Raw genomic sequence first — 25,488 nt, forward strand, 5'->3', positions numbered from 1 at the left:
GAGGCCTACGGAAACCTCAACCCTGGAAAGGTGATGACTCGCGATGTCTCATCCCAGAGCATCAGCTTGAACTCACCGTGGAAATCCTTGCTTTCCGCATTGACTTCCAGGATGACTGATTCGCGCATGGTGGGCGCAATGACATTCAGCTGCAGGAACTGTACCCCAGGTACCTCCTCATTGTCGGCGGTGAGCAGGGATGCCCGGATTGTGTTCCACGGCGCTGCGCTGAAATTACTCAACCACGTCTCCGCCACCACGGTTTTGCCTGCGCGGTAGCTGACGACGGTGTCGAAGAATACGACTCCGGCCGGGATGTTGGTCTTGTCCACTGCCAAATCCAGGGTCTGGACTCCGGAATGCCCTACGATGCCATTGGCAATGAGGCTCCGGAGTCCCCGTGCCCGTTCCAGCTGAACCTGCAACTGCTGGTTCGCGTTGCGGAGTTGTTGATTCTTCGCGCGCTCCTCCAGTGCCTCCTGTTGGTAGGACTCCTGAGGGCGCTTGTCGCGGTACACCTCGACCTGCCGGGTGGCTTGTCCCCGGTGGGCCACCAGGATGAAGGTGATGATCTCTTGAGCGGCTGCGGCTCCGAAGCGAACCGTCAGCCGCAGGCGCTCTCCAGGCATCATGTCCTTGGGTGGCACGAAGCTGATGCCACGTTGGCCGCGGAGCACCTCCACGAAACGCACTTCCTCCTGTAACTCCAGTGACCCGGGGATGGTGTCGAAGAGGAAGCCCGTCATCATTCCCGGGCTGACGCATATCTCGCGAGCCTCCGCTGAGGGCGTCAACGTCAAATCAATTCGCTGTGAGTCCTCACACGCGACGGCCGGTTCCAGGTCAGGAGTACCTTGAAGGACAACCAGGGACAGGAGAAAGGGGAGGGTGGGGAGCACGGTGAGGGTCTTTCTGCGCGGCCTAGTCGAATCTCGACGTCACCGAGGCGTACAGGAAGTTCTTGACGATGGCCTTCTTGGAGGTGCTGCCGGGCTCCTTCGCGATACCAATGCCCCGTGACGTAGTCACCTCCATGCAGACCGGCACGATCTCCCCGTTCTTCAATTGGGCACGAGTGAAGTGGCCATAGACATGGTTCTTCCGGAAGATGAACTCACCGTACAAGAAGGCATCATTCGGCAGATTCCCCCAGGCACCGACCACTCGAGCCGTGACCTCGCCCTCCGAAATCTCGATGGTGTGCCCCCTCGGCTCATTGGGGGGGATGTAGATGCGCCTGGCGTCTCCCGGGATGAGGCCGATTTGCGTCAGGGCCTCCTTCGCACCGGGCGGGCACGGCGAGGTTGGAAGGGGCTCGTGCTTCGGAGTGCTCGCGCATCCGGCCCCCATGCAGGCGGCGCCGGTCAAGAGGGTGGCGGCGGCAAGGGAACGGGCCTTCTTGGGTTTGATCATCTTGGGCTCCTGGGTTGGCGTCGCGCTGGCGACGGGCGCGGGGGGCAGTGACTTCTGCGGTCCCGCGACGTGCCCAACTTCTCCCATCACCTGGGGAGGAGCCAATTCCTGGCGAGCACTGGCGTGTTGCGTTTGGGGAGGGGGGGGGGACTCGGAACGTTGGGAGGAAGGAATCAAGACGCCTCCCAGGAGGGCGGCGCCGAGAACGAGCCTGGCCATCCGCCATCGGCCAGGTGCCTGCCGCTCGATGGGCGCCTCGGGGGCGGGAGGCGGGGGCGGGGCGGGTGCCTCCTCGCGTTTGACTTCGGGGAACAGGCGCACGCGCCAGGAGCGGTCCGCCTCGCTCCACGCCGTCGAGAGCGCCTCCGCGAGCGCCCGGGCATCCGCGTACCGGTCCTCGGGTGCCTTCTCCAGCATCTGCATGCACAGCTCGCTCAAGGCGGGAGGGACACGCGGGTTGAGCTCATCCGGAGCCCGGGGGGTCTTCTCGAGGATGGCGCGCACCATCCCGGGGTCGTGCCGGTCCCCGAAGGGAAGGCTGCGCGTCAGCAGGATGTAGGTGACGACGCCCATGGCCCACAGGTCCTCCGCCGGGCTGACCGGGTAGGGCTCGCCTTCCCATTGCCGGCCGAAGCGCAGCGTCTCGGGGCTGCGGTATTCGGGGGTGCCCGGTGGCATCCACTGCGTCAGGCGCTGGGCCCCCTCGAGGCTCGCCGCGCCGAAGTCCACCAGCACGGGCATCCCATCGGATTGCCGCACGATGATGTTGGCCTCCTTCACGTCCCGATGGACCACGCCCATGGCATGCACATCCGCGAGGGTGAGCGCCAACGGGAGCAGCACGCGGCCCACCAGGTCGAGCGCGGTCGGGTTCTCCTCCTGCGCCCACTGGTCCAGCGGGAGGCCCTCGACGAGCTCCAGGGCGAGCACCAGGGAGTGCGGCTGCTCCTCTGGCCAGAGGCCATACCCATGGAAGCCCACGACATTCGGGTGCCGCATCCGGCGCAGCGCGTCCACCTCACGGTCTCCGCGCGGAGCCAGGGGCACCAGCTTGATGGCGAAGAGGCGGCCGTCCCGCCTGGCCCGGTACACGGTGCCGAAGCTGCCGCTGGCCAGCAGCCCCTCGATCGTGAAACCCGCCACCACCATGCCGGGAGCCAATCCCAGCGAGGGGATATCGCCCCGTCCACCGCTTCCGTCGAACATCCAGCCTACCTCCGAAAAGCGCCGGAGGCTACCAGAGCGGTTGCCCGCAGCCCCGGACGTGACGGGTTGGCATGGCGCGCGGGCGAGGGAAGGAACCCGGTGGGTTCACTTCGACGCGTGCATCTCCTTGGCGTACTGCACGAGGGCCTGCTCGGCCTCCGGTCCGGTCCATCCGAGCGGTACCATGCGTTCCAGTTTCTTTCCGTTCACCGAGACGATGAAGTAGCGATCGCAGCGGTCGCCCTCGCCGTAGGAGATGCCCAGGCGCAGACCGAGCTGCCGCGCCCGGGTTTCGAGCCGGGCCGTGGTGGAGGTCGAGTAGAAGCGTGGGAGGATGAGCACGCCCCTGCTTCAATCAGAAGGCGTCACCCCGTTGAAGGACCACCTGGGGAGTCACTGCCCGAGGCCACCCTTCAAGGTGGGCGGGCTCACTTCCGGCGCTTCTTCGCCAGCCAGCGGCTCACCCGGACCTTCCCGAAGCGTCTGCCGAACAGGTACCAGGTGAAGACCGCGCCGAAGATGGCCGCCGACAGGATGATGCCCAGCAGGCCCAGCACCGGCAGGCCGTGGTACTGCCACGGCGTCTGCGCGAACGAGATGAACGTTCCCACGATGAGCCCGCAGGCGCACAGGCCCATGAACATCACGATCGCCGCGCTGCGCAGGTTGTCGTTCAGCTTGTCGAACTGCTCCGCCCGCACCGTCACGCTGAACTTCCCCGACTCCAGGTCCAGCAATATCTGCGACAGCTGCGTGGGCAGGTCCTGCGCCAGCGACTGGAAGCGCAAGAGCGTGCGCATCAGCCCGCCCTGGAGCTGGCTCGGATCATACCGGTCCGCCAGCAGCTCCTTGGCGTACGGCATCGCCACCTCGAGGATGTTCAGGTCCGGGTACAGGCTGCGCAACATGCCCTCGGTGGACACCGAGGCCCGGCTCAGCAGCGCGTACTCCTTGGGGATCCGGATCCGGTACTTCACCGCCAGATCCAACAGCTCCCGCATGAGGCTGCGCGCGTCCACCTGGCCCAGCGTCATGGGCAGGTGCCTGCCGAGCAGTCCTTCGATGTCGTTGCGGAAGCCCACCAGGTTGGCCCGCGCGTCCGGCACGCCCACCCGGTAGAGGATGCGCGCCACCGAGTCGCTGTCCTTCAGCGCCACCGCCAGCGCCAGCATCACCAGCGTCTCCTGCATGGCGCGCGACAGCCGGCCCACCACCCCGAAGTCCAGCAGCGCCAGCCGGTTGCCCTCCAGCACCAGCAGGTTGCCCGGGTGCGGATCTCCGTGGAACAGCCCGTCCTCGAAGAGCTGCCGGAAGCTCGCGTCCAGGATGTGGCCCGCCACCTCCCGACGATCCTCCGGCGACAGCTCCGCCTGGCTGATCTTCACCCCGCGGACGAACTCCATCGTCAGCACCGTCCGGCTGCTGAGCCCGTCGTACACCCGCGGAATCTTCATGTACGGCCGGTTGCGGTTGTTCTCCAGGAAGGCCCGGATGTTCGACGCCTCGTGCACGAAGTCCAGCTCCTCGTGGATGGCCCGGTCGAACTCGTCGATGATCCCCGTGGGTGAGTAGATGCCCGTCTCCTCCACCACCGCTTCCAGCAGCCTCGCCAGCGAGCGCAGCACCACCAGATCCGAGTCGATCCGCTCGGCGATCCCCGGCCGCTGCACCTTCACCACGACCTCGTCGCCCTCCAGCGTCACCGCCCGGTGCACCTGGGCGATGGAGGCCGCCGCCAGCGGCTGGGGCTCGATCTGCTTGAAGAGCTCGTCCGCCTCGCGGCCCAGCGACTCGCGGATCTGCGCGTACACGTCCTCCACGGGGACGGGCTCCACATGATCCTGCAGCGTGGCCAGTTCCTCGATGTACTCGGCCGGCAGCAGGTCCGCGCGCGTGGAGAGGATCTGCCCCAGCTTCACGAAGGTGGGGCCGAGATCATTGAGCAGCATCCGGAAGCGGCGCGCGGTGGAGGCGCGCTGGGCCTCGGGGGACACCTCCACCTTCTCGCGCCGCCCGAGCTGGCGCCACACGCCCGCGCGCTCCAGCCACTCGCCGAAGCCGTGGCGCGCTGCGATGACCCCAATCTGCCGGACGCGGTTCAAATCCTGGAGAAGCACGGTGGCCGGCACCTTTCCACGGGCCCGCGCCGCCGGCAAACCCCAAGAAGCCCCGCTGTCGTCCGCTCAAGCCGTCCCGGAGGCGGGCTCGGAGGCCGGCTCCCCCTGGGGCCGGGGCGTGGGTCCGAAACGCAACAACAGGTAGCCCACCACCGCGGACAGGAGCGAGCCGAGCAGGATGCCCAGTTTCGCCTCCGTCAGCAGGTGCGGCTCGTGGGCGAAGGCCAGTCCGGCCACGAACAGGGCCACCGTGAAGCCGATGCCGGCCACCACCGAGACGCCATGCAGTTGCGGCACCCGTGCCCGCCCCGGCATGTCCGCCAGCTTCGTCTTCACCGCCACCCAGGTGAAGAGGAAGATGCCCACCTGCTTGCCCACGAAGAGGCCGAGCACCACGCCCAGGGGCAGGGGCTGGAGCACGTCCGCCAGGCTCATCCCCGCCAGGGAGATGCCCGAGTTGGCCAGCGCGAACAGCGGGACGATGGCGTACGCGGACCACCCGTGCCAGATGTGCACGAAGCGGGTGAGCGGCGGCTCGATGTCCTCGAGCTGCTCCTCGATGTGCAGCAGCTGGTTGGTGCGCACGGCCTCGTCCTCGGGCTCGCGCAGCAGCTGGCCGATGAAGCCGTGCAGCTCCTCGAGGACCAGGCGGCCCCGGCGCACGGGCCGGGCGGGGATCATCATTCCCACCACCACGCCCGCGATGGTGGCGTGCACGCCGCCGTGGTGCATGGTGTACCAGAGCGCTCCCAGCAGCACCGCGTACACCAGCCCGTTGCGCACGTAGAACTTGTTGCACGCCGCCAGCACCGCGGTGACGCCGAGGGCCGCCAGCAGCCACTCCACGTGCAGCCCCGTGCCGTAGAACATGGCGATGACGAGGATGCCGCCGATGTCGTCGAAGATGGCCAGCGCCGTGAGGAACACCACCAGGCCGTGGCTCACCCGCCCCTTGAGCAGCGTGAGGCACCCGATGGCGAAGGCGATGTCCGTGGCCATGGGGATGGCCCACCCCTTGAGTGCCGGCGTCCCGGCGTTGATCGCCGCGTAGATGGCGGCGGGCACCACCATGCCGCCCACCGCCGCGATGAGCGGCAGCAGGGCCTTGGACAGGGAGCGCAGCTCTCCGGCGGCCAGCTCCCGCTTGATCTCCATCCCCACCAGGAAGAAGAAGATCGTCATCAACCCGTCGTTGATGAATTCACGGAAGGTGAAATGGAAGGGGGCGCTGCCCGAGCCGACGGCCAGGGGGGCGTCGAAGAGGCCGGTGTAGGTGTCGGCCCAGGGCGAGTTGGCCCAGATCATGGCCGCCAGGGCGCAGAGCGCCAGGAGGATGCCGCCGCTGGCTTCGAGCTTGAAGAAGGCCTGGACGGGCGCCACGGCGGCCTTGAAGAGCCGGGGGACGGGGACGGGCTGGACGGTATCGGTGCGGGTCTCCATGGCGGGCGGAAGGGTGCCCTCCGGGGGTGGTGCAGGCCAACCGTTTTCGGAGGAGCAGCTCACGATTTTTCCGGACCGGGACGGCTGGCCGTCAGGAGGACGTGCGAGCCATCGGCGGAGTAGGCACGGACGGGGGGACGGCAGAAGTCATGTGTTCTGTTGATCCGGGACCGGACGCATGACACAAGAGGCGGCGATGGGCGCGACGCAAGCGAAGGCAGGCAAGGGACACGGGGACGAGGCCGAGGCGCCGGTGGAAGCGGCGGCCGAGCAGGCCGGGGCGCGGGAGATTGGCGCGCTCACCCCGATGATGCGGCAGTACCTCGAGGTGAAGGCGCTCAACCCGGACGCCATCCTCTTCTTCCGGCTGGGGGACTTCTACGAGATGTTCTTCGAGGACGCGGTGCGTGCCTCGGAGCTCTTGCAGATCACCCTCACCGCGCGGGCGAAGAACGCGGAGAAGGTGCCGATGGCCGGGGTGCCGTACCACTCGGCGCGCCGCTACATCGCGAAGCTGGTGGAGCACGGGCTGAAGGTGGCCATCTGCGAGCAGGTGGAGGAGGCGGGCAGCGGGCCGGGGATCGTCCGGCGCGAGGTGACGCGCGTCATCACCCCCGGCATGGTGCTGGACGAGGAGGCGCTCGAGCCGCGGGCGAGCAACTTCCTGGCCGCGGTGTACCCGGGAGCGCACGGCTTCGGGGCGGCGCTGCTGGAGGCCTCCACGGGCGAGTTCTTCTGCCTGGAGGCGGAGACCACGCAGGAGCTGGTGGAGGCACTGGCCCGGGTGGAGCCGCGGGAGCTGCTGGTGCCCGAGGGGGAGAGGGACTCCCCGGACACGGCCACCCTCGTGTCACGGCTGCCGAGGCCTCCGGCGGTGGCGGAACTGGAGAAGGCGGCCTTCGAGCCCGGGCGGGCCACGGTCTACCTTCGGGGTCACTTCGCGGTGCAGTCGCTGGAGGCCTTCGGGCTGCAGGACGCGCCGCTGGCCACCGGGGCCGCCGGCGCTGCGCTGCGCTACCTGAAGGACACGCAGAAGACGGCCGCCGCCCACGTGGACAGGCTCAGCCGCCACCAGCGGGGCGTGCACCTCCTCATGGACGAGGCCTCCCGGTCCAACCTGGAGGTGCTGCGCACCCTGAGGGACGGGGGCCGCAAGGGCTCGCTGCTGGGGGTGCTGGACAGGACGGCCACGGGACTGGGGGCGCGCAAGCTGGCCCGGTGGCTGGCCGCGCCCCTGTGCTCGCTGCCGGAGATCAACGCCCGGCTGGACGCGGTGGAGGAGCTGTCCCAGCGCAGCGTGTGGCGCGAGGAGATGACGAGCCTCCTCAAGGAGGTGGGCGACATCGAGCGGCTGTGCGGCCGGCTGTCGCTGGGGGCGGGCAACGCGAGGGATCTGCGGGCACTGGGCTTGTCGCTGGCGCAGCTGCCCCGGCTGGGGGCGGTGCTGGCGCGCTGCGAGTCCCCGCTGCTCAAGTCGCTGGCGGGGCCGCTGGGGGCGTTGCCGGAGCTGACGGAGCTGCTGCTGGGGGCGGTGGTGGACGAGCCGCCCACGGGCCTCAAGGAGGGCGGCTTCATCCGCCCGGGCTTCCACGCCGAGCTGGACAAGCTGGTGGAGCTGTCCACCTCCGGCAAGGACTTCCTGCTGAAGATCGAGACGCGGGAGCGGGAGCGGACGGGCATCAACTCGCTGAAGATCCGCTACAACAGGGTGTTCGGGTACTACCTGGAGGTGACGAAGGCGAACCTGCACCTGGTGCCCTCGGACTACATCCGCAAGCAGACGATGGTGGGGGCCGAGCGCTTCATCACCCCGGAGCTGAAGGAGTACGAGGAGAAGGTGCTCACGGCGGAGGAGCGCCGGAGCGCGCTGGAGCTGGAGCTCTTCGAGCAGCTGCGGGCCCAGGTGACGAAGGAAGCGCCGCGGCTGCGCTCGGCGGCGGAGGCGGTGGCCACGGCGGATGCGCTGTTGTCCTTCGCGCGGTGCGCGGCCGAGTACGGGTACGTGCGGCCGGTGGTGGACGAGTCCGAGGTGCTGTCCATCACCGGCGGGCGGCATCCGGTGGTGGAGCGGATGCTGGGGGCGGGCGAGGCGTTCGTCCCCAACGACGTGAAGATGGACTCGGAGGACGCGCAGATCCTGGTGATTACCGGACCCAACATGGCGGGCAAGAGCACGGTGATGCGGCAGGTGGCGCTCACGGTGCTGATGGCGCAGGCGGGCAGCTTCGTGCCGGCGGGCGCGGCGCATATCGGGCTGTCGGATCGGATCTTCACGCGCGTGGGAGCGGCGGACAACCTGGCGCGCGGGCAGTCCACCTTCATGGTGGAGATGACGGAGACGAGCCACATCCTTCACCACGCCACGCGGCGCAGCCTGGTGGTGCTGGACGAGATTGGCCGGGGGACGTCCACCTACGACGGCCTGTCCATCGCCTGGGCGGTGGCCGAGCACCTGCACGACAAGGTGGGGGCGCGGACGCTCTTCGCCACGCACTACCACGAGCTGGTGGATCTCTCCCGGGAGAAGCCCCGGGTGAAGAACATGTGCATCGCGGTGCGGGAGCAGGGGGGCAAGGTGCTGTTCCTGCGCAAGCTGGTGCCGGGAGGGGCCAACCGCTCCTACGGCATCGAGGTGGCGAGGCTCGCGGGCCTGCCGCCGGAGGTGGTGACGCGGGCGAGGGACATCCTGCAGAACCTCGAGTCCGGTGAGTTCGACGACAGCGGGCGGCCGAGGCTGGCGCGGCGGACGTCGTCGCGGGCGCCGTCGCCGGGGCAGCTGGGGCTGTTCGGCGGAGTGGCCGAGCCCGGGCCGAAGCTGGAGCCCTCGCACCAGAAGGTGTTGGAGGCCCTACGAGGTGTGAAGGTGGACGAGACGACGCCCATGGAGGCGCTCACCCTGCTGGCGAAGCTGCAGCGGGAGCTGAAGTAGGAAAGGGAGGGGGTGCCCACGTCAGCAGGGTGGCCTACACTGCTCATGGAATCCTCCATGTCCGACCTGGTGCGCCGCGCCCATACCGCCCTCTTCGAGCACACGTCCGACGGCGTGCTGGTGCTGGACCTTCAGGACCGGCTCATGGAGGCCAACGCCGCCGCGCAGCGGCTGTTCGGGGAGTCCGGGGAGGCGCTGAGGGGCAGACCCCTCTCGGAGCTGCTGCCTCAGTGGACTCCGCCGGAACCGCTGCCTTCGGGGGAGCCGCCGAGGGAAGGGGAGTGGGTCTGGCACGGGACGGAGAAGTCTCCGCGCCATGCGCACGTGTTGCGCGTGAGCTGCGTGCCCCTGCCGGAAGGGCGGATGCTGGTGCTGAGGGATCTGACGGCGCACGCGGAGGTCGAGGCCTCGCTGCGCCACCAGAAGGAGTATTACGAGTCGCTGGTGCTCCACAGTCCGGTGGCGATGGTGACGGTGAACCTCCGGTTCAACGTGGTGTCCTGGAACCCGGCGGCCGAGCGGCTGTTCGGCTACACGGCGAAGGAGGCCAAGGGCCGGAACATCCTGCGGTTGTTGGCGGGGGAGGGGCCCATCCAGGAGGAGGCCGAGGCCACCGCGCGCGAGGCGCTCGAGCGCGGCCGGGTGCAGATTGTCACCCAACGCCTGCGCAAGGATGGGACGCCGGTGGACGTCGAGCTGGTGGCGTTGCCGGTGACGGTGGAGGGGGAGCGGGTGGGCTTCATCGCCATCTACCACGACCTCACCCAGCTGCGCCGGATGCACGAGCAGGAACTGGCGCACCTGCGCACCATCCAGAGCGAGCGCGAGCGGGCGGATCAGCTGCTGCTGAACATCCTGCCGAAACCGGTGGCGGACCGGTTGAAGAGCGGCCAGCGGATCATCGTGGAGAACTTCCCGGACGTGACGGTGCTGTTCGCCGATCTGGTGGACTTCACCCGCTTCGCCGCGCAGCACTCGCCGCCGGACGTGCTGCAGGTGCTGAACATGGTGTTCTCCATCTTCGATCAGCTCACGGACGAGCTCGGGGTGGAGAAGGTGAAGACGATCGGGGACGCGTACATGGCGGTGGGCGGGCTGTCGCTGCCGAGGAGCGACCACGCCGAGGCCATGGCGAACCTGGCGTTGGCCATGCGCGCGGAGGTGTTGAAGCTGGGGGATCAGCTGCAGATACCGCTGCACCTGCGGATTGGCCTGCACTCGGGCCCGGTGACGGCGGGGGTGATCAGCGGCAAGAAGTTCGCGTACGACCTGTGGGGCGACACGGTGAATACGGCGAGCCGGATGGAGTCGCACGGCGTGGTGGATGGTATCCACCTGTCGGAAGCGGTCTACGAGCGGCTCCGGGGCCGCTTCCGTTTCCAGGATCAGGGCATCGTCCCCGTGAAGGGGAAGGGGCCCATGCGGACCTGGCTGCTGCTCGGCACGCAGTGAGCCGGAGGAGCGACTGCGCGTCATGCTCCTCGAGGCCTCGGCCCACGTGCCTGGCTGTCTGCTCATGGGGTGATGACCTGTGGCCGAGCGTCTCGGGTTTCCCGTGCCCAGGCGGGGAGGGGGCGCGTTGCAGCACCGGAGCGCCCTCGATAATCTGCCCACATGGCAGAGGATGACGGCGGTAAGCCGGAGACATCGGAGAATGGCTCGGCGGACGCCACCGAACTCGAAAGCATCAGCTCGCAGGCCGCCTACGACGCGTTCCTCGTCGAGGCGAAGGCCGTCGAGCCTGGCTTCGTCGAGGAGTGCTGTGCCGACATCGTGCTCACGTACCAAACCGTGATGCGCGGTGTGGAGAATGTGCTGGGCAGTGGGACGGTGGTCATCGGCAGGCTGCCCAACATCAACGTCGTGGAGCTTTCGATGCTCCCTCGGCTTGCTCAGGGTCTGGCCTTCGCCGCGCTGCAGGTAGACCGCGAGCTCGAGGCGTCCTCGTTCGGAAAGATGTTCGAGCGGGTGCAACAGCTGCGCCGCAAGCTGCGCAAGGCCGCTGACGCTCTCGCCGAGGCTCGGCTGCTTCCCGATGCCGATGTCGATGAGGTCTGGCTTCGCGGTCAGCACGATGTCCTGGACGATTGCCTGGCGCTCGTCGCGTTGTTGCGAAGGAACGAGGCGAGGATCTCCGGCCGATCGCCGGTGGTTGCGTCCGACATCTCCGAGGCGGAGCAACTCGCTGGGAAGCTGCGTGTGATGCTCGGACAGCAGGGCGTCGAGAGCGAAGGGGGAGCGCCGTCCCTCGTCAAGGCTGTCGAGCTCCGCGATCGCTTTTGGACGCTGTTGCATCAGCGCTACGACGTGCTCTGGCGATGCGGTGCGTGGCTCTATGGCCGTGCGGTCGATGAGCGTGTGCCTCCGCTTCCAGTCCGCCAGGCGCTGATCGGCAAGGCCCGGAGCGTTCCGGTCGAGCGCGAGGCATCGAAGGTCGTGCTGGAACAGCGGCGGCCCGTGAGCCCCCCGTCGCTCGTGCCCGCGCCGCCAGCGAGCCCGCCCGCCAGCGTGCCGGTGGTGCGCGACTCGACCCGCCATTTGCATGAGTTGCAGCGGGATCTGGAGCGAAAGGCCCGGTTCCTCGTCCGGATTGGCGCCGTTGCTCCTCGGAGCTGAGTCTCACCTGCTACCTTCCGCTCGGCGGCGCGCTCCGGCCGCCGAGCGGAATCGTGGGGCTCTGCTGGAATTCCAACCTACCTCTTCCAGCAACAGTGTGTCGTGGACGTCATGGAATCCATGCGTCCGCGCACTGCTTGTTGACGCCGTTGTTGACGAAGGTGTTGTTGTACGTGGCCAGGGAGAAGTCCGTCGTCACGGCGGTGGTGCCCGGATAGGAGCCATCACTCACGGTGACGCCGCAACTGGCCGAGGAACTGAACGTGCTGTTGGTCACGAACGCGCCCAATTCCTTGTAGACGTTCAGGTTGCCCCCAAAGAAACGGCCAGCGGCTCCGGAATGGGAGATCAGGACGTGGTCAAGCCGGCTTCCCTCTCCCTGGAAGAAGTGCAGCCCGCGCCAGTACCCCTTCGTCGGGGTCGAGGTATTCGGGATGAAGTGGATGGGTGCTTCTGCGGTTCCCACCGCGATCAGCGCACCGGGATGGCTGGCGTAACTTCCGATGGTGAGCTCGGTGTTCTGGGCGAACCGCAATTGCGTTCCAGCTTCCACGGTCAGCGTTGGATTGGTCGTATAGCCCACGTTCACGTTTCCCTGGATCACGTAGGGGATGCCCAGGTTCCGCCATGTCTGGGTGGTGTCCACGCCGCTCCCGCTGATCTCCACGGCATTGGGCGTGTTGCCGCTGAAGGTGATTCCCGTGGGAATCGTCCCGACGACATGGGCTGGTAGCGAAAGGGGATAGTTGCCATTGTCGCGAAGGCTCAGTGCTGTCGAACCCGGACCGAACTTCGCACCATTCGACATGTAGACGCCGTATCCACTGCCCTTCTGCACGACGACGTTCTGGATGATGGGACAGGGGCCATCAACCTCACACGGACGAAGAGACCCGTGCACATTCAGATTGCCCGTCGTCCCGAGGAGGCTGCTCGCAGCACCTGCGTACTCGATGGTGGTGTAGGAGATGCGGCTGGCGGCGGTGGCATGGTCCGCCAGGTGCACTCCCCTCCACTGGCCGGGCTTGGGGTTGTCCGAGTCGGCCGTGAAAAGGATGGGCGAGGACTCGGTTCCATTGACGATCAAATCCCCCGTGAGGTGGTAACCGGCGACCATCTCACCGGTGGCTCCGAAGCGGAATACCGTGCCAGCGGAGAGCGTGAGCGTGGGGCCCGGAGCATTCTCCGGGGTGCTGTCGTCCGGGGGGTTCTCGATGAGGACCAGGCTATTGATGACGTAGGGGATGCCGGGGTTGGGCCAGGTCTGCGAGAGCGAGACATTGCCGCTGAGCTCGACAGCGTTGGGGGCATTGCCCGTGAAGGAGCCTCCGGTCGGGAGCGTGCCGGCCTGGTTGGCGGCCATGTGCACCGCGTAGCCCGTGCTCCCAGACACATGGAGCCTGGTCGAGCCAGTTCCAAAGGCACTGCCGTCATCCGCCACCTTCACTCCCACGGTGCCGCTGTTCTGCACCGTCACGTCACGAAGCACGGGGGCTGCTTTGTTCTCCACGGCAAGGCATGCGCCCGCTCCCGCGGCGTTCCCACAGTCGCTCAGCGTGACGAAGCTCAGCTCCGAACCGCTCCCCTCCGTGGAGAACACCACGCCCCGCCAGTAGCCCTTGGGGGGGGCGCTCTGGTTGGCCACCATTCGGATCGGCGCCCCCTGGCTCCCCAAGGCCCTGAAGGCTCCGTTGGAGATGCGCAGCTCGGCGTCCTGGTCGAAACGGACTTCCACGCCCTGCTCGAGGGTCAGCGTGGGGGCTCCGCCAGTGCCGTTCACCACGAGCTGCCCTCTCACCACGTGCGGGTTCTCGGCCGCTCGCCAGGTCTCGGAAGTCGTGATGTTGGTGGTGTGGAGGGTGGGAGGGCGTTGGTTCACCGTGAGGGTGACCTCTCCCTGCCGGGTCTCGTTGCCTGAGGTGGCACTGGCGCTGATGGTCACTGTTCCGGCGGCGGACGTGGTGGCATTCCCAGCCTTATCCACCACCTTCGCCACGGACTCGTTGCTGGACTTCCAGTCGTAACCGGAAACGCTGGTGAACTTTTCGCCGTACTGGTCCCTGGCTTCAGCGGTGCACTTCGTGGTCTGCCCGGCAACCACGGGGTTGGGATCACAGGTCACCGTGATCTCGTTCAGATGGGCTGGCTCCTTGGTATTTCCGCCGGGACACCCTCCGAGCACCAGCAGCGCGGGAAACCATGGGAGCGCCTTGTTGAGTCTCATGGATTTTGAACTCCTTTTCACGACTAGAGGGCCGCGATGATAGGACGAATCGGTCGCGAGGGGGGGGCGTTGGTGGAGGCCCCGGCGGTGCACGCCTCGCATGGCGCGCTCGACTGCCCGCCGTACACGCAAGGGCTTCACCTCACTCCAGTCGAAGGAGGGAGTCGTGTCGGGCAATGCCTGGCCGGTGGGTGGGCTGTCACCCACGTTACCAGCCGAGAAACAGGAGAGGGGGCGTTACGGGGCCGGAGCCTGGGTGGTGAGTGGCGCCGGTGCCTCGGTGATGAGAAGTACCTCTGCGCGGCGGTTGAGCTGCCGCTCCTGCTCGGTGGCGGGTCTGGCGCTCACCGGCCAATCCGAGCCGAAGCCGCGAATCCGCACCTGGGTCGCGGGAACGCCCTGATCGAGCAGATAGCGCCGTACCGCCTGGGCACGTCGCAGCGACATGATCATGTTGGACGAGTCGGTACCCTCGGTGTCCGCATGCCCCTCGATGATGAGGGTGCCCCCTTTGGGGAGCTCCGACAGCCGCAGGACGGCCTGATCCAGCAGGGGCACCACGCCCTGCAACTCGGAGCTACCTTGCGTGAAGTGGAGCTCACCCCTCATCACGAGCCGTTCCTGGGGACCGGGCTGATAGGGCCGCGGAGGTTCCCGCTGCGTTCTGACGTCCGACGTCCCCTGAGGGTCGTCACGGGTGACGGACATGAGCTCCCAGGTGCCGGCCGGACGGATCCGATCGTCTCGTTCCGGGGGCTTCGGTGTGGCGAGTGAGAGCTGGAACTCGCGATCCACATGCTCGTCGATGAAGGAGATCCTGGGTGGCGGCTCGCTTCGGAACGAGACGCCGAGGAGCATGCGGAAGCGCGGCGTTCCGAGTGCTCCGCCAAGGCCGGGTCCTCCCATGACGAAAGCGTCCAACCCGACCAGGAGCGGAAACCGCACGCCTCCGAGCAGATCCATGGAAACCTGGGCTGATTGGGGCACGAGCGTGGCCCGTAGCCCCAGCTCACCTCTCAACCCGTTTCCCGTCGTGGACAGCGCCGCTCCGAGGCGAACCTCCGAGGTCGCGCCCTGCCTGACCGCGTTCTCTTCGGCGGTTCCCAGGAGGATGGTGGGGCGGAACAGGACGCCCGCCTCGAGGGAGGGTTGTAGCGAACCCAGGAGCGTGCCCACCACCAGGCGCGCGTGGAAACGAGGCCCCTCATCGCCCGCCAGCGCCAGCCCGGTGCCAACCGGCAGACCCACTCCCAGGTCCGCCGACAGGTCCACGGGTTGCCGCTGGCGCCGTGACAGCAGACCCAGCCGAGCCTGGAGCACGGGGGTTCCCATGCCCTGGGCGGCCAGTGCGGACAGGCCCACCGTATTCGGATCATCCCCCTGTTGCCAGAGCACGAACGGGACCTGGGCCCCCAGCTCGAGCCACGGCAATACTCCGTAGCTGGCCGAGAGCAGCGCGGTCGCCCTGTCTCGCACCACTGCCAGATCCTGCTCACCGTCATTCAGGACGAGGGGCAGGCGCTGGTAGTGCCCCAGCAGGCTCAGGCTCATTCCTCCGGGCACCATCAGCTCGCCATTGCCGACCAGTGCCGTGCCGCGTCCCGTGTTCGCGTCCAGCCGCTCCAGGTCGAAGCCGGGCAACTGGTCGGTGGACTGCGCCGAGGCCAGAGAGCAGCCCAGCAACATGGCGGCCATTGCGCCCCGGGTGAAGGAAGGTATGCTCATGATCGGGTAGAATCCTACCTCGCTTTACGTGGGGAGAGACAAGTGCTCCGACTCAAGGTGTTGGCCCTGCTGTTTCTTGGAGTGCTGGCGTCGTGTAGGTCCAGTGAACCAGAGGGAACGGGTCCAGCGGCTCCTGCGGTTCCACCCGTCTCGCTCCAGCGAAGGTCTGCGGCGGTCTCCACCGACCCCATTCTTCATACCCTCAAGTGGACGGGGAACGGTCCGGGCACGAGTACCACTTGCCTCTCGTGTGGATCCGGTGGGTACCGCTGCCCAGGTAGTGCGACCTCTCCTGAGTGGACGAAGGACATTGACGTCACTATTCCCGCCGGCCTGCTGGTCGTGGGATTCAAGGCGGAAGTGTACGGCGCGAGCGTGGACAGTGATGGTAAAGGCACTACGACTGTTGGCGTCAAACTGAATGGTGCTTCTCTCAACTACACTGGTGCTGGTGGTGGCACCACCTTCTCCGTCTCGGATCGCACCTGTGGGCCACCTTCCGCTTGTGATTCAGCGAAGCCTTTCAACAAAGCGAACCCCGCCGGCATTGGTTGGCTCACGGGTACGACCAAGAACCAACTCACGATCGCTCCGAATGACGGGGATTATTGTGCTTCCCATGTTGATATCACATTGACTGTCGCGGAGCGGAGCATCGAGGTTTCGCCTGAGGGGATCGACTTTGGCAATCAGAAGAGGGGCGTTCTCAGTGCTGCCCAGGATGTGACGATCACCAATAACGGCGGCGCGCCCCTGACGGTCTCCGGGCTTTCCACTGACAACCCTGTCTTCTCGATTGTCAGTCCCACCATCCCCGCTGGGGGGCTTGTCGTCAATGCAAACGGTGGAACCCAGGTCATCAAGGTACAGTTCACGCCCGATGCCCTGGCATTTTTCTCTGGTAACCTCATCATCGCCAGCAATGCCGCCAATGCCACGACGGAGGTCCCTCTCTCCGGAACGGGGGTGAGCTTCGCCACCGATGTGAGTCCTGAATCACTCGCTTTTGATGACGTGCGTGTGGGCACTGAACCCACGCAGACGGTGACGGTTCGCAATACCGGCCTTACCGACGTCACCCTCAGTGGTATTGCCGTGGCAGGTGATTCGTCCTTTTCGCTCGTGTCTCCGCCGGGTGGTTCAGTCACCCTGCCAGGAGGGGGTGGACAGACGACGTTGACGGTGAAATTCAAGCCCCTTGCCCCGATGGCATCTTCCGTCACGGGGACGCTTGGTTTCAACATCGCTGGAGATGCGTTCAAGACCAGCGCCACGGTCAACCTCAGCGGCAGGGGCGTCAAACCCAACCTCGTGTTTGAGCCGGCCGGTCCGTATGACTTCGGCAACGTACGGGTGAATGCCGAACCCACGCAGATCGTGACCATCCGCAATACCGGTGGTTTCCCCATCACCATCAACTCCGTGGCGCTGACGGGTGACTCGGCCTTCACGATCGTGACCAAGCCGAGTGGCGCCTTCACGCTGGCGGCCAACGGAGGGCAGGAGCAGGTGACGGTGAAGTTCAAGCCCACGACCGTGATGTCCGCATCCGTCACGGGCACCCTGACCTTCGCCAGCGGAGACACGGAATTCCCCAGCACCCCCTACACCCTGAGTGGCAGGGGGGCGAAGCCCAACCTCGTGTTGGAGCCGACCGGTCCGTATGACTTCGGCAACGTACGGGTGAATGCCGAACCCACGCAGGTCGTGACCATCCGCAATACCGGAGGCATCCCCATCACCATCGACTCCGTGGCGCTGGCGGGAGACTCGTCCTTCACGATCGTGACCAGGCCGAGTGGCGCTTTCACGCTGGCGGCCAACGGAGGGCAGGAGCAGGTGACGGTGAAGTTCAAGCCCACCACCGTGATGTCCGCATCCGTCACGGGCACCCTGACGTTCGCCAGCGGGGACACTGAATTCCCCAGCACCCCCTACACCCTGAGCGGCAGGGGGGCGAAGCCCGACCTCGTACTGTCACCGACCGGTGGGTACGACTTCGGCAATGTGCGTGTGAATTCCGAGCCCACACAGGTGGTGACCATCCGCAACAACGGTGGTCTTCCCATCACCATTGACTCCGTGGCGCTGGCGGGAGACTCGTCCTTCACGATCGTGACCAGGCCGAGCGGTGCCTTCACGCTGGCGGCCAACGGAGGGCAGGAGCAGGTGACGGTGAAGTTCAAGCCTACCGCCCCGATGACCACTGCCGCCACGAGCATCCTGACGTTCGCCAGTGGGGACTCGGAATTCTCCAGCACCTCCTATGCCCTCAGCGGTAAGGGCGTCAGGCCCAATCTCGTGTTGGAGCCGGCCGGTGGGTACGACTTCGGCAACGTGCGAGTGAACACCGAACCCACGCAGGTCGTGACCATCCGCAATACCGGCGGCATGGCCATCACCATCAATTCGGTGGCGCTGACGGGCAACTCGGCCTTCTCGATCGTGACCAAGCCGAGCGGCGCCTTCACGCTGGCGGCCAATGGAGGGCAGGAGCAGGTGACGGTGAAGTTCAAGCCCACGGCCGTGATGTCCGCATCCGTCACGGCTACCCTGACGTTCGCCAGCGGGGACACGGAATTCCCCAGCACCCCCTACACCCTGAGCGGCAGGGGGGTGAATCCCAACCTCGTGTTTGATCCGGCTGGCGGGTACGACTTTGGCAACGTACGAGTGAACAACGAGCCCACGCAGTTGGTGACGATCCGCAATGATGGTTCCAGCGACATCACCATCGATTCCGTCACGCTGTCGGGTGATTCGTCCTTCACGATCGTGACCAGGCCGAGCGGGGCCTTCACGTTGGCGGCCAACGGTGGACAGGAGCAGGTGCTGGTGAAGTTCAAGCCTGTCGCCTTGATGTCCGCATCCGTTATCGGCACCCTGAGTTTCAACAGTGCGGACACGGCATTCGCCAGCACCCCCTATACCCTCAAGGGCAGGGGAGTAAAGCCAAACATCGCGTTTGCCCCGGTTGGCGGACTCGACATTGGCGAAACCTATGTGGGTTCCGACGTCACCACGGGCACGGTGACGGTGCGCAATACCGGTACCGGCTCCATCACCTTCTCCAAGATCTCCATTGAGGGGGACTCGGCCTTTACGCTCGTTTCTCCTCCGGCAACCCCGTACACGCTGTCTCCGGGAGACCTGCCGCTGACGGTGAAGTTCAAGCCTCTCTCCGAGATGCCAGCTGCTGTTTCGGCCACCATCAAACTCACCAGTGCGGACCCGGACTTCCTCGAGAGCCAGTTCCAGGTCAGTGGCAGGGGGGTGAAGCCCGCTGTCAAGGTGGAGCCCACGTCATACGCCTTTGGTTTGCTGCCTGTGGGGAGTGTCAGCGCGCCCACGCCAGTGAAGGTGAGCAACACGGGGAGTGGTACTCTTCGCATCACTTCCGTTCGCGTGAGTGGACCCTTTTCGCTCGACTCGACGGATCCGTTCAACCTGACGGATGACGACAGGGACAGAACGCTTGCGGTCACGTTCCGCCCCACCGCACAGGGCCCGGTCAGCGGGAGCATCACCTTGGATACCAATGATCCGGTCAATCCCAGGGTCACCGTCAACCTGTCTGGCAATGGCGAGACTTCGCTCGGGGTGTCCCCCACCACCATCGACTTCGGTAACGTTCGCGTAGGAGGAACGCCTGGCGAGCAGCAGGTCACCTTCAAGAACGAAACCCCGGTCGCCATCACGCTCACGCGGGTCTCATTCAACTCGGATGGTCAGTTCAGCGTGGAAGGGCTCTCCTCGCCGGTGGTGCTCAATCCTGGCAGTCCAGGTTATCCCCTCAAGGTGAGGTTTACTCCCAGCAGAACGGGGGATGCGAATGGAATCATCATCATCGAGAGCTCCGCCACCCACAACTCCCATACGTTGACGCTCTCGGGCAGGGGCACTGAGGCGAAGGTGCAGATTTCTCTTCCCAGCCAGCCTGGCCAGACCGCGCTCGATTTCGGAAACGTGGAGGTCAACAGTACGAAACAGGAACTGGTGCGGCTCACGAACATCGGAGGCGCTCCGCTCGATCTGACCAGTGCCAGGGTCATCACCAAGCTGGCAGACGGCGGTACCGCTGTCTCCAGTGCTCCTTTCGAATATCGCGGCCCGAGCACACTCGTGGACATTTCGCCTGATGGCGGGTACGTGCAGTTCCCGGTGGCTTTCACGCCTACGCAGAATGCCGAATCCTCCGCGACTCTCGTCATCAACTCGAACGCCGTCAACAATCCGGTAGAGCTCCCCCTGATTGGCAATGGCGTTGCCGCCCGGCTCAGGCTGTCCTCGTCTCTCCTTGCTTTCGGTAATCAGCGCGTGGGGAGCCCCAGCCTGCCCCAGCGGGTGTTCATCACGAATGATGGCAAGGCCGATCTCAAGATCCAGGGACTTGTCTTCACTCGTGACTTTGCCATCTCTCCGTCCATGTCACTCCCTTCTCCAGAGGCCCCGCTGGTGGTGCCCAAGGAGGGAGGAACGCGTGCGCTCGACGTGATCTTCACGCCCTCGGTGCGAAGCCTGGTGGAGGGCAGTGTGACGATTCTCAGCAATGCCATTGATACGGTCCCGCCTCTGGCGTTGAGCGGAACAGGCATCGATGGGCTCAGCAGTGTGTCTCCCACCGATATCAACTTCGGGGGAGCGGAGGTGGGGTCTTCTTCCGCGAAGGTGGCGGTGCGGGTGAGAAACGGGGGAGATGCCCCACTGACGCTCGTGAGTGCGACGATCCAGAACTCGACGGAGGAGAATCCCTTCATCATCACGGGGTTCAACACTGGGATGACGCTGAGGCCCGGAGCTGTGGACGTGCACGAGTTCTTCGTCGCGTTCAGGCCCCTCGTGAACGGTTATCAGAGCGCGAACCTCGTCATCCAGACTGATTCCGCGCTCAATCCCAAGCATAATCTGACGGTGACGGGCACGGGCGAGGGCGCGGAGGTCGAGTTGCTCCGCCCGAGCGTCACTTTCAACAAGACCAATGTGGGCGGGGTCAACTCACAGACGTTGTCCATCAGGAACAAAGGCGTGAGGACCCTGCAAATCTATGACATCTCTTTCGACAAGAAGACCGTCCTGGATGGGGGCACAGCGGGCACCGATGACATGGCGTCGGATTTCAGTGTCGGCCGCAGTGCCGATGGGGGCACCCTCTTCACCTTGTCGGTGGATGCCGGGGACGTCGTCCCTGTCGAACTGAAGTTCTCCCCGACGGCGGTAGGTCTCCGGGAGGCGAGGGCAGTCATTACTTCGAATGCCAAGACCGTCAGGTTCGATGTCTCGGGTGAGGGGACGTCGCCTGTCCTGGTCGTGGATCCACCCAGCCTGAAGATTGAGGGAGTCCTGCTGGGTTCCTCCTCCACGGCCCAGATCAAGATCTCCAATGAGGGCAACGGTTCGGTCTCCATCAACAGTATAACGCTGAGCCAAACGGGCGAAACGTTCAAGTTGACGCATTCCGATTTGCCCATTCCCCTCGCGCCAAAGGCGAGCGAGACGTTGTTCGTGACATTCTCGCCGACCGACGCGCAACCGTTGGCTTCGGCCCAGTTGCTCGCGGTGCCGAGCAGTACGAGCGTACCGCGTGTATTGGTGTCAATCGTGGGTGTGGGAGTTCGTGATCCCGTCTCGGTGGAGTCGGAGTTGGATTTCGGGCAGCAACTCGTGGACAATACTTCGCTTCCGCGCACGCTCCACATCTCCAACAACACGGACAGCCGCATCAACCTCACGGGGGCCCTGGTCGTGGGGACGGATTCCGCGCAGTTCATACCAGCGACGTTGCCAACGTCGGTTGAGCTGGTTCGCGGCACGCCGTTTCCCCTGAATGTGACCTTCAGGCCACGGGCCCAGGCCGATGCGAATGGTGTGCTGAAACTCTTCTTCGCCCAACTGCCTTCGCCGATAGAAGTTCCTTTGCGTGGCAAGGGCATTCCCACGGTGCTCTCCATCAACCCCTCACCACTGGACTTCGGTGGAGTGCGTGCTGGGACCGGCATGCGAGAAGAGCCGATCACCCTCATGAACTTGAGCAGTGATCCAATCACCCTTCTCAAGCCAGAGGTGATCTACAGCAACGGCGAGCCCTTCCTCTTCGATTGGGCCTCTCTGGAGGGCCTGGTGCTCAATCCCGGCGAGCCCGTCATCAAGAAGGTGAAATACCAGCCTGTGGTGGAGTCCACGTCCGAGACCGAACTGTACTTCGGGACGAGTTCTCCGCTGAAGCCCAGGGCAGTGGTGTTCAAGATGCAGGGCAAGGCAACGAGACGCGTTCTCAGTACCGACGTGGCCAGTCTGGATTTCGGCCGGGTGGATGCCACGGCGCCAGCACAGACCAAAACAGTCACCATCACCAACAAGTCGCCCCAGCCGCAGAATGTAGTGGTGACGATGAAAGCGCTCGATGCGTCTCCTTTCGGCCTGGGGACGAGCGGCCTGACAGGAAGCATTCCGCCAGAGGGGAGCGCTACCTTCACGGTGACGTTTGATCCCGATAAGGCAGGTGAGGTCGAGGACGAGGTGCAGGTGCGATTGCAGGACATCGCAGAGCCCGAGGTTCAGATCCCCGTGAAGGGGATTGGTCGCATCCTGACGGGCTCGGGCGGTGGTTGCGCCTGCGGCAGCACCGAGGCGGGCAGCGCGGGGATGCTGATGCTGCTGGCGCTCGTGGGCCTGGGCTCGCGGCGGCGCAGGCGCGAGTAGCCGGATGATCTTCGACGTCAGGAAGATCCTCGAACAGCTCGAGACGGGTACCCCGGCGGATGTAGGGGTGCCCGTCTGGCAGCAGCAGAGCTGGGAGGATCCGGACGGGTTCGCCGCCGCCCTGGCCGTGGCCCATGTGGGCCGCGGCGCTCCCCTCAAGAGCCGCGCGGGTCAGCACTACGACTTCTTCCACGACCTCGTCGTCCGTCACGGCAACACGGATCGCGTGGCCCTGCGCAACTACGACCGCAGGAGCGGCTGGCAGGTGCTGACCTACCGTCAGTTGCACGAGCAGGCCTCACGGCGGGCCACGGAGTGGGCACGGCAGGGCGTCAAGGCTGGCGCCAAGGTGTGTCTGGTCTATTCCGTCGGGAGCGAGCTGCTCGTCTCACTCGTGGCCGCCCTGGGCCTGGGGGCCTGCATCAGCTTCCTGCCACCCCAGGGCCGGCGCTTCATCGCGCGCCGCCTGGCCGCGCTCGCGCCGGACCACGTCGCCGCCGAGCCGCACCAGGTGCTCCTGCTGGAGGGTTTCGAGAAGAAGTTGCTCAACAACCAGGGGCAGGCTTCTCCCGCCTTCACCTCGCACACCTACAAGCCGGCCGATCCGGTGGGTCTGCTCTTCTCACCCCTGGTGGAGCCCGCTGGTACGCCGGCTCCGCTCCTCGCGGAGGACGCCTGGCGTGGGGCGCTGGTGGATGGGCTGCTCACCTTCGGTGTCGGTCCCGGAGAGCATCTGGCCGCTCCCGGCTTCCACCCACTGCAGCACCTGCCGGCTTTTCTCTTCGCCACCCTGCTGCGCGGGGCCACGTACCTCCACCTCGAGCTGCCGGACATCGAGGCCAATCCCGCGCTGCTCACCGAGCATCCCGTTCGGGCGCTCGGCGTCACGCCAGCACTGCGGGACGTGCTGTTGCGTGCCCGCACGCAGCTCAAGAACGTGGCCCACTGGTTCCGCAACCCCGAGGAGCCCATCGACTGGCAGTCCTGGCGCGCCTGGGTCAAGCAGTGCGGGCTGTCCACGACCCCATCCTCCAACGTGCTCGTGGATCCCTCCGCTGGTGGTGCGGTGCTCGTCTCCCCGCGGCGGGTGAGGGACGTGCACACGGAGACGCCTCCCGCTCCCGGACGCCGCTGGGCGCTGCACGACGTCAACATGAGCGGCCAGGAGGCACCGGGAGATCTGGGCGTCTTCACCCTGCTCCCAGACAAGGATCGGCCGCCCGCCTACCTGGTCCTTACTCGCTCCTACGGCCTGTACCACTACGGGGGACCCCGGACGGCGAGGAGGGAAGGGCGTGTCTACCCGGCCGTCGAGGTGGCCGAGGCCGTGCAGGAGTTGGCCTTCGTACGGGGCGCCGCCGTGGTGCCTGCCCCCACGGGAGGTGTGGCCGGTCACTACCGCTATGTGCTGCTCGTCTTCACCGGTGCCCAGGCGCAGCAGAGCAACCTCTGGCTGCAGGAGCTCCGCCGCTGGCTCGAGCTCCAGCTCGGGGCGGAGCACCTGCCGGACCGGACCGAGTTCATCCCCCTCTATCCTCGCAAGGTGGACGGGCAGGTGGACGAGGCCTGGTGCCACACCCAGTACCTCACGGGAGCGCTGCACCGGAAGAGCTCGGATCCGCTCTTCCAGTCCCTCACCGTGCTGCGTGGCCACCTGCTGGAAAAAGGAGGGCAGGGTGTGTGACGATGGCGCGCCGCGCGAACCTTCGCCACGGAGTGCGCCATGGGAGTCCAGGTCGTCATGGGGGCCATGCTGCAGTGCAGTTTCGGTGCGGCCCCTTCCTCGATGGTGGTGCTGCCCACCAACAAGATCCTGGCCACCACGCCGGCGGCCAACATCATGGACAACAAGCCGATGCTGAACATCATGCCCTTCGGCATGTGCATGTCCATGGCCAACCCCACGGTGGCCGCGGCGACCGCGGCGGCCATGGGAGTGCTCACGCCCATGCCGTGCGTGCCCGCCACTGCGGCTCCCTGGGCGCCCGGTTGCCCCAAGCTGCTGATCGGCAACATGCCGGCCTTGGACAGCAACTGCAAACTCATGTGCAACTGGGGCGGCGTCATCCAGGTCGTCTCCCCTGGTCAGTTCACGGTGCAAGATGGCTGAGTCCGCGAAGTCCCTTCCTCCTTCTCCGCTCCAGCGCAACCTGCTGGAAAAACTCCTGGATGCCGAGGCCCCGGACCTCGAGAGCTCGGATGACCGGCTGGAGAAGGTCAACGGTCTGGTGTCCAAGAGCGCCTACCTCGATGCGGCTCGGGCCGCCGAGGCGCTGCTGCGCGAGGGCCTCTACGACGTGCGGCTGGTGGGCCCCTACCTCCTCGGTCTCTTCATCGAGGGCGGTCTGGAGGCCATGCCCCTCGTCTTCCAGGGGCTCTCCCGCACGCTGCTGATCAACTGGCAGTACTTCGGGCCCCGCGAGCGCAAGGACGTCTTCGCCGATGGCGGTCTGCGCTGGATGCTCAAGGTGCTCAACAAGCACCTCGAGCACCACGAGCGACTCAAGGACGAGACGTGGCAGCGCTGGAACGCCCCCACCAACCGCGAGCCCCTGGAGCAGGCGCTCACGCTCAGCGAGGAGATCTTCTCCGCGTTCGCCGGGGCGATGCCTCGCAACGGCTGTGAGGCTCCGTTCCGCCGCCTCACCCAGTGGCTGGAGGGCCATCTGCAGTCGCTGCCTTCCCCAGCCCCGGAGGAAGAGCCCGGGCCGGAGCCCACGGAGGAGCCCGCCGCGGAGGAGGAGTCCCAGGCCCCGGTGCGTCCCGCCGCGTCCGCGCGCTCCGCTCCCACCCCGGCCGTGCCCACCATGCCCGTCTCTCCGGCCCTGGCCCAGCTGATGCTCAAGCTGGCCGCGTTCGACACCCTCGTCGCGCGCCAGGACTTCCAGCGCGCCAGCGTGGTGGCGGCCGATGTGCTCAACGTGGTGGAGCACTTCGATCCGCGCGTGTACCTGCCCGCGCTCTTCTCCCGCTTCTTCGCCGCGCTGAGCACCAACGCGGAGCAGGTGGAATCCCTGCTGCAGAGCACCGAGACGCTGTCCTTCCGCGCGCTGGATCAGCTCTACCGCGTGGATCTGGAGGCCTTCCTCGCGCAGGGCTCGGGGGAAGGGGAGTAGGCC

General features: G+C 66.1%; 14 protein-coding genes. 7 read left to right on the forward strand and 7 right to left on the reverse strand.

Going from position 1 to position 25,488, the window contains the following annotated elements:
- Positions 1-5: 5 nt before the first annotated feature.
- From AC16DP_RS36845 to nhaA, 5 genes are all read right to left on the reverse strand, one after another.
- A complete protein-coding gene (locus tag AC16DP_RS36845) occupies positions 6-899 on the reverse strand; it encodes a DUF2381 family protein (protein ID WP_329726178.1) in 894 nt (297 codons plus the stop codon).
- A 22-nt stretch (positions 900-921) separates the two neighbouring features.
- Positions 922-2,619, reverse strand: a complete 1,698-nt coding sequence (locus AC16DP_RS36850; protein ID WP_329726177.1) for a serine/threonine protein kinase — start codon at positions 2,617-2,619, stop codon at positions 922-924.
- A 105-nt stretch (positions 2,620-2,724) separates the two neighbouring features.
- Positions 2,725-2,961 (reverse strand): hypothetical protein, encoded by a 237-nt coding sequence (locus AC16DP_RS36855; RefSeq protein ID WP_329726176.1) that lies wholly within the window; start codon positions 2,959-2,961, stop codon positions 2,725-2,727.
- An 86-nt stretch (positions 2,962-3,047) separates the two neighbouring features.
- Positions 3,048-4,736 carry an ABC1 kinase family protein gene (locus AC16DP_RS36860; RefSeq protein ID WP_329726175.1) on the reverse strand — a complete coding sequence of 563 codons (1,689 nt, stop codon included), beginning with the start codon at positions 4,734-4,736 and terminating at the stop codon, positions 3,048-3,050.
- Positions 4,737-4,802: 66 nt separating this feature from the next.
- Positions 4,803-6,176 carry a Na+/H+ antiporter NhaA gene (nhaA, locus tag AC16DP_RS36865; protein WP_329726174.1) on the reverse strand — a complete coding sequence of 458 codons (1,374 nt, stop codon included), beginning with the start codon at positions 6,174-6,176 and terminating at the stop codon, positions 4,803-4,805.
- A 307-nt stretch (positions 6,177-6,483) separates the two neighbouring features.
- Here nhaA and mutS point away from each other — a divergent pair, with 307 nt between their 5' ends.
- From mutS to AC16DP_RS36880, 3 genes are all read left to right on the forward strand, one after another.
- Complete coding sequence (gene mutS, locus AC16DP_RS36870) at positions 6,484-9,105, forward strand: DNA mismatch repair protein MutS (RefSeq protein WP_329726294.1); 2,622 nt, start codon at positions 6,484-6,486, stop codon at positions 9,103-9,105.
- Between the two features lie 57 nt (positions 9,106-9,162).
- Positions 9,163-10,557, forward strand: a complete 1,395-nt coding sequence (locus AC16DP_RS36875; RefSeq protein WP_329726173.1) for an adenylate/guanylate cyclase domain-containing protein — start codon at positions 9,163-9,165, stop codon at positions 10,555-10,557.
- Positions 10,558-10,719: 162 nt separating this feature from the next.
- Positions 10,720-11,721, forward strand: a complete 1,002-nt coding sequence (locus AC16DP_RS36880; protein WP_329726172.1) for a hypothetical protein — start codon at positions 10,720-10,722, stop codon at positions 11,719-11,721.
- Between the two features lie 109 nt (positions 11,722-11,830).
- Here the strand turns inward: AC16DP_RS36880 and AC16DP_RS36885 are convergent, their stop codons facing one another.
- The gene (locus AC16DP_RS36885) at positions 11,831-13,945 is read right to left on the reverse strand and encodes an Ig-like domain-containing protein (protein ID WP_329726171.1); all 2,115 of its coding nucleotides are present in this window, start codon (positions 13,943-13,945) and stop codon (positions 11,831-11,833) included.
- 237 nt (positions 13,946-14,182) lie between these two features.
- Positions 14,183-15,670 (reverse strand): OmpA family protein, encoded by a 1,488-nt coding sequence (locus tag AC16DP_RS36890; RefSeq protein ID WP_329726170.1) that lies wholly within the window; start codon positions 15,668-15,670, stop codon positions 14,183-14,185.
- Between the two features lie 342 nt (positions 15,671-16,012).
- On the opposite strand from AC16DP_RS36890, the gene AC16DP_RS36895 reads away from it, so the two are divergent.
- Genes AC16DP_RS36895 through AC16DP_RS36910 form a run of 4 tightly spaced genes read left to right on the forward strand, consistent with a single transcriptional unit; the run spans position 16,013 to position 25,485 of the window.
- A complete protein-coding gene (locus tag AC16DP_RS36895; protein ID WP_329726169.1) occupies positions 16,013-22,369 on the forward strand; it encodes a choice-of-anchor D domain-containing protein in 6,357 nt (2,118 codons plus the stop codon).
- A gap of 4 nt (positions 22,370-22,373) precedes the next feature.
- Positions 22,374-24,053 carry a class I adenylate-forming enzyme family protein gene (locus tag AC16DP_RS36900; protein WP_329726168.1) on the forward strand — a complete coding sequence of 560 codons (1,680 nt, stop codon included), beginning with the start codon at positions 22,374-22,376 and terminating at the stop codon, positions 24,051-24,053.
- A gap of 39 nt (positions 24,054-24,092) precedes the next feature.
- Positions 24,093-24,479 (forward strand): DUF4280 domain-containing protein, encoded by a 387-nt coding sequence (locus tag AC16DP_RS36905; RefSeq protein WP_043411168.1) that lies wholly within the window; start codon positions 24,093-24,095, stop codon positions 24,477-24,479.
- Positions 24,472-25,485, forward strand: coding sequence for a type VI secretion system protein IglI family protein (locus tag AC16DP_RS36910; protein ID WP_329726167.1), 1,014 nt, complete (start codon positions 24,472-24,474; stop codon positions 25,483-25,485). Before AC16DP_RS36905 ends, AC16DP_RS36910 begins: the two co-directional genes overlap by 8 nt.
- Positions 25,486-25,488 lie beyond the last annotated feature (3 nt).

This window comes from Archangium sp. (assembly GCF_057119385.1).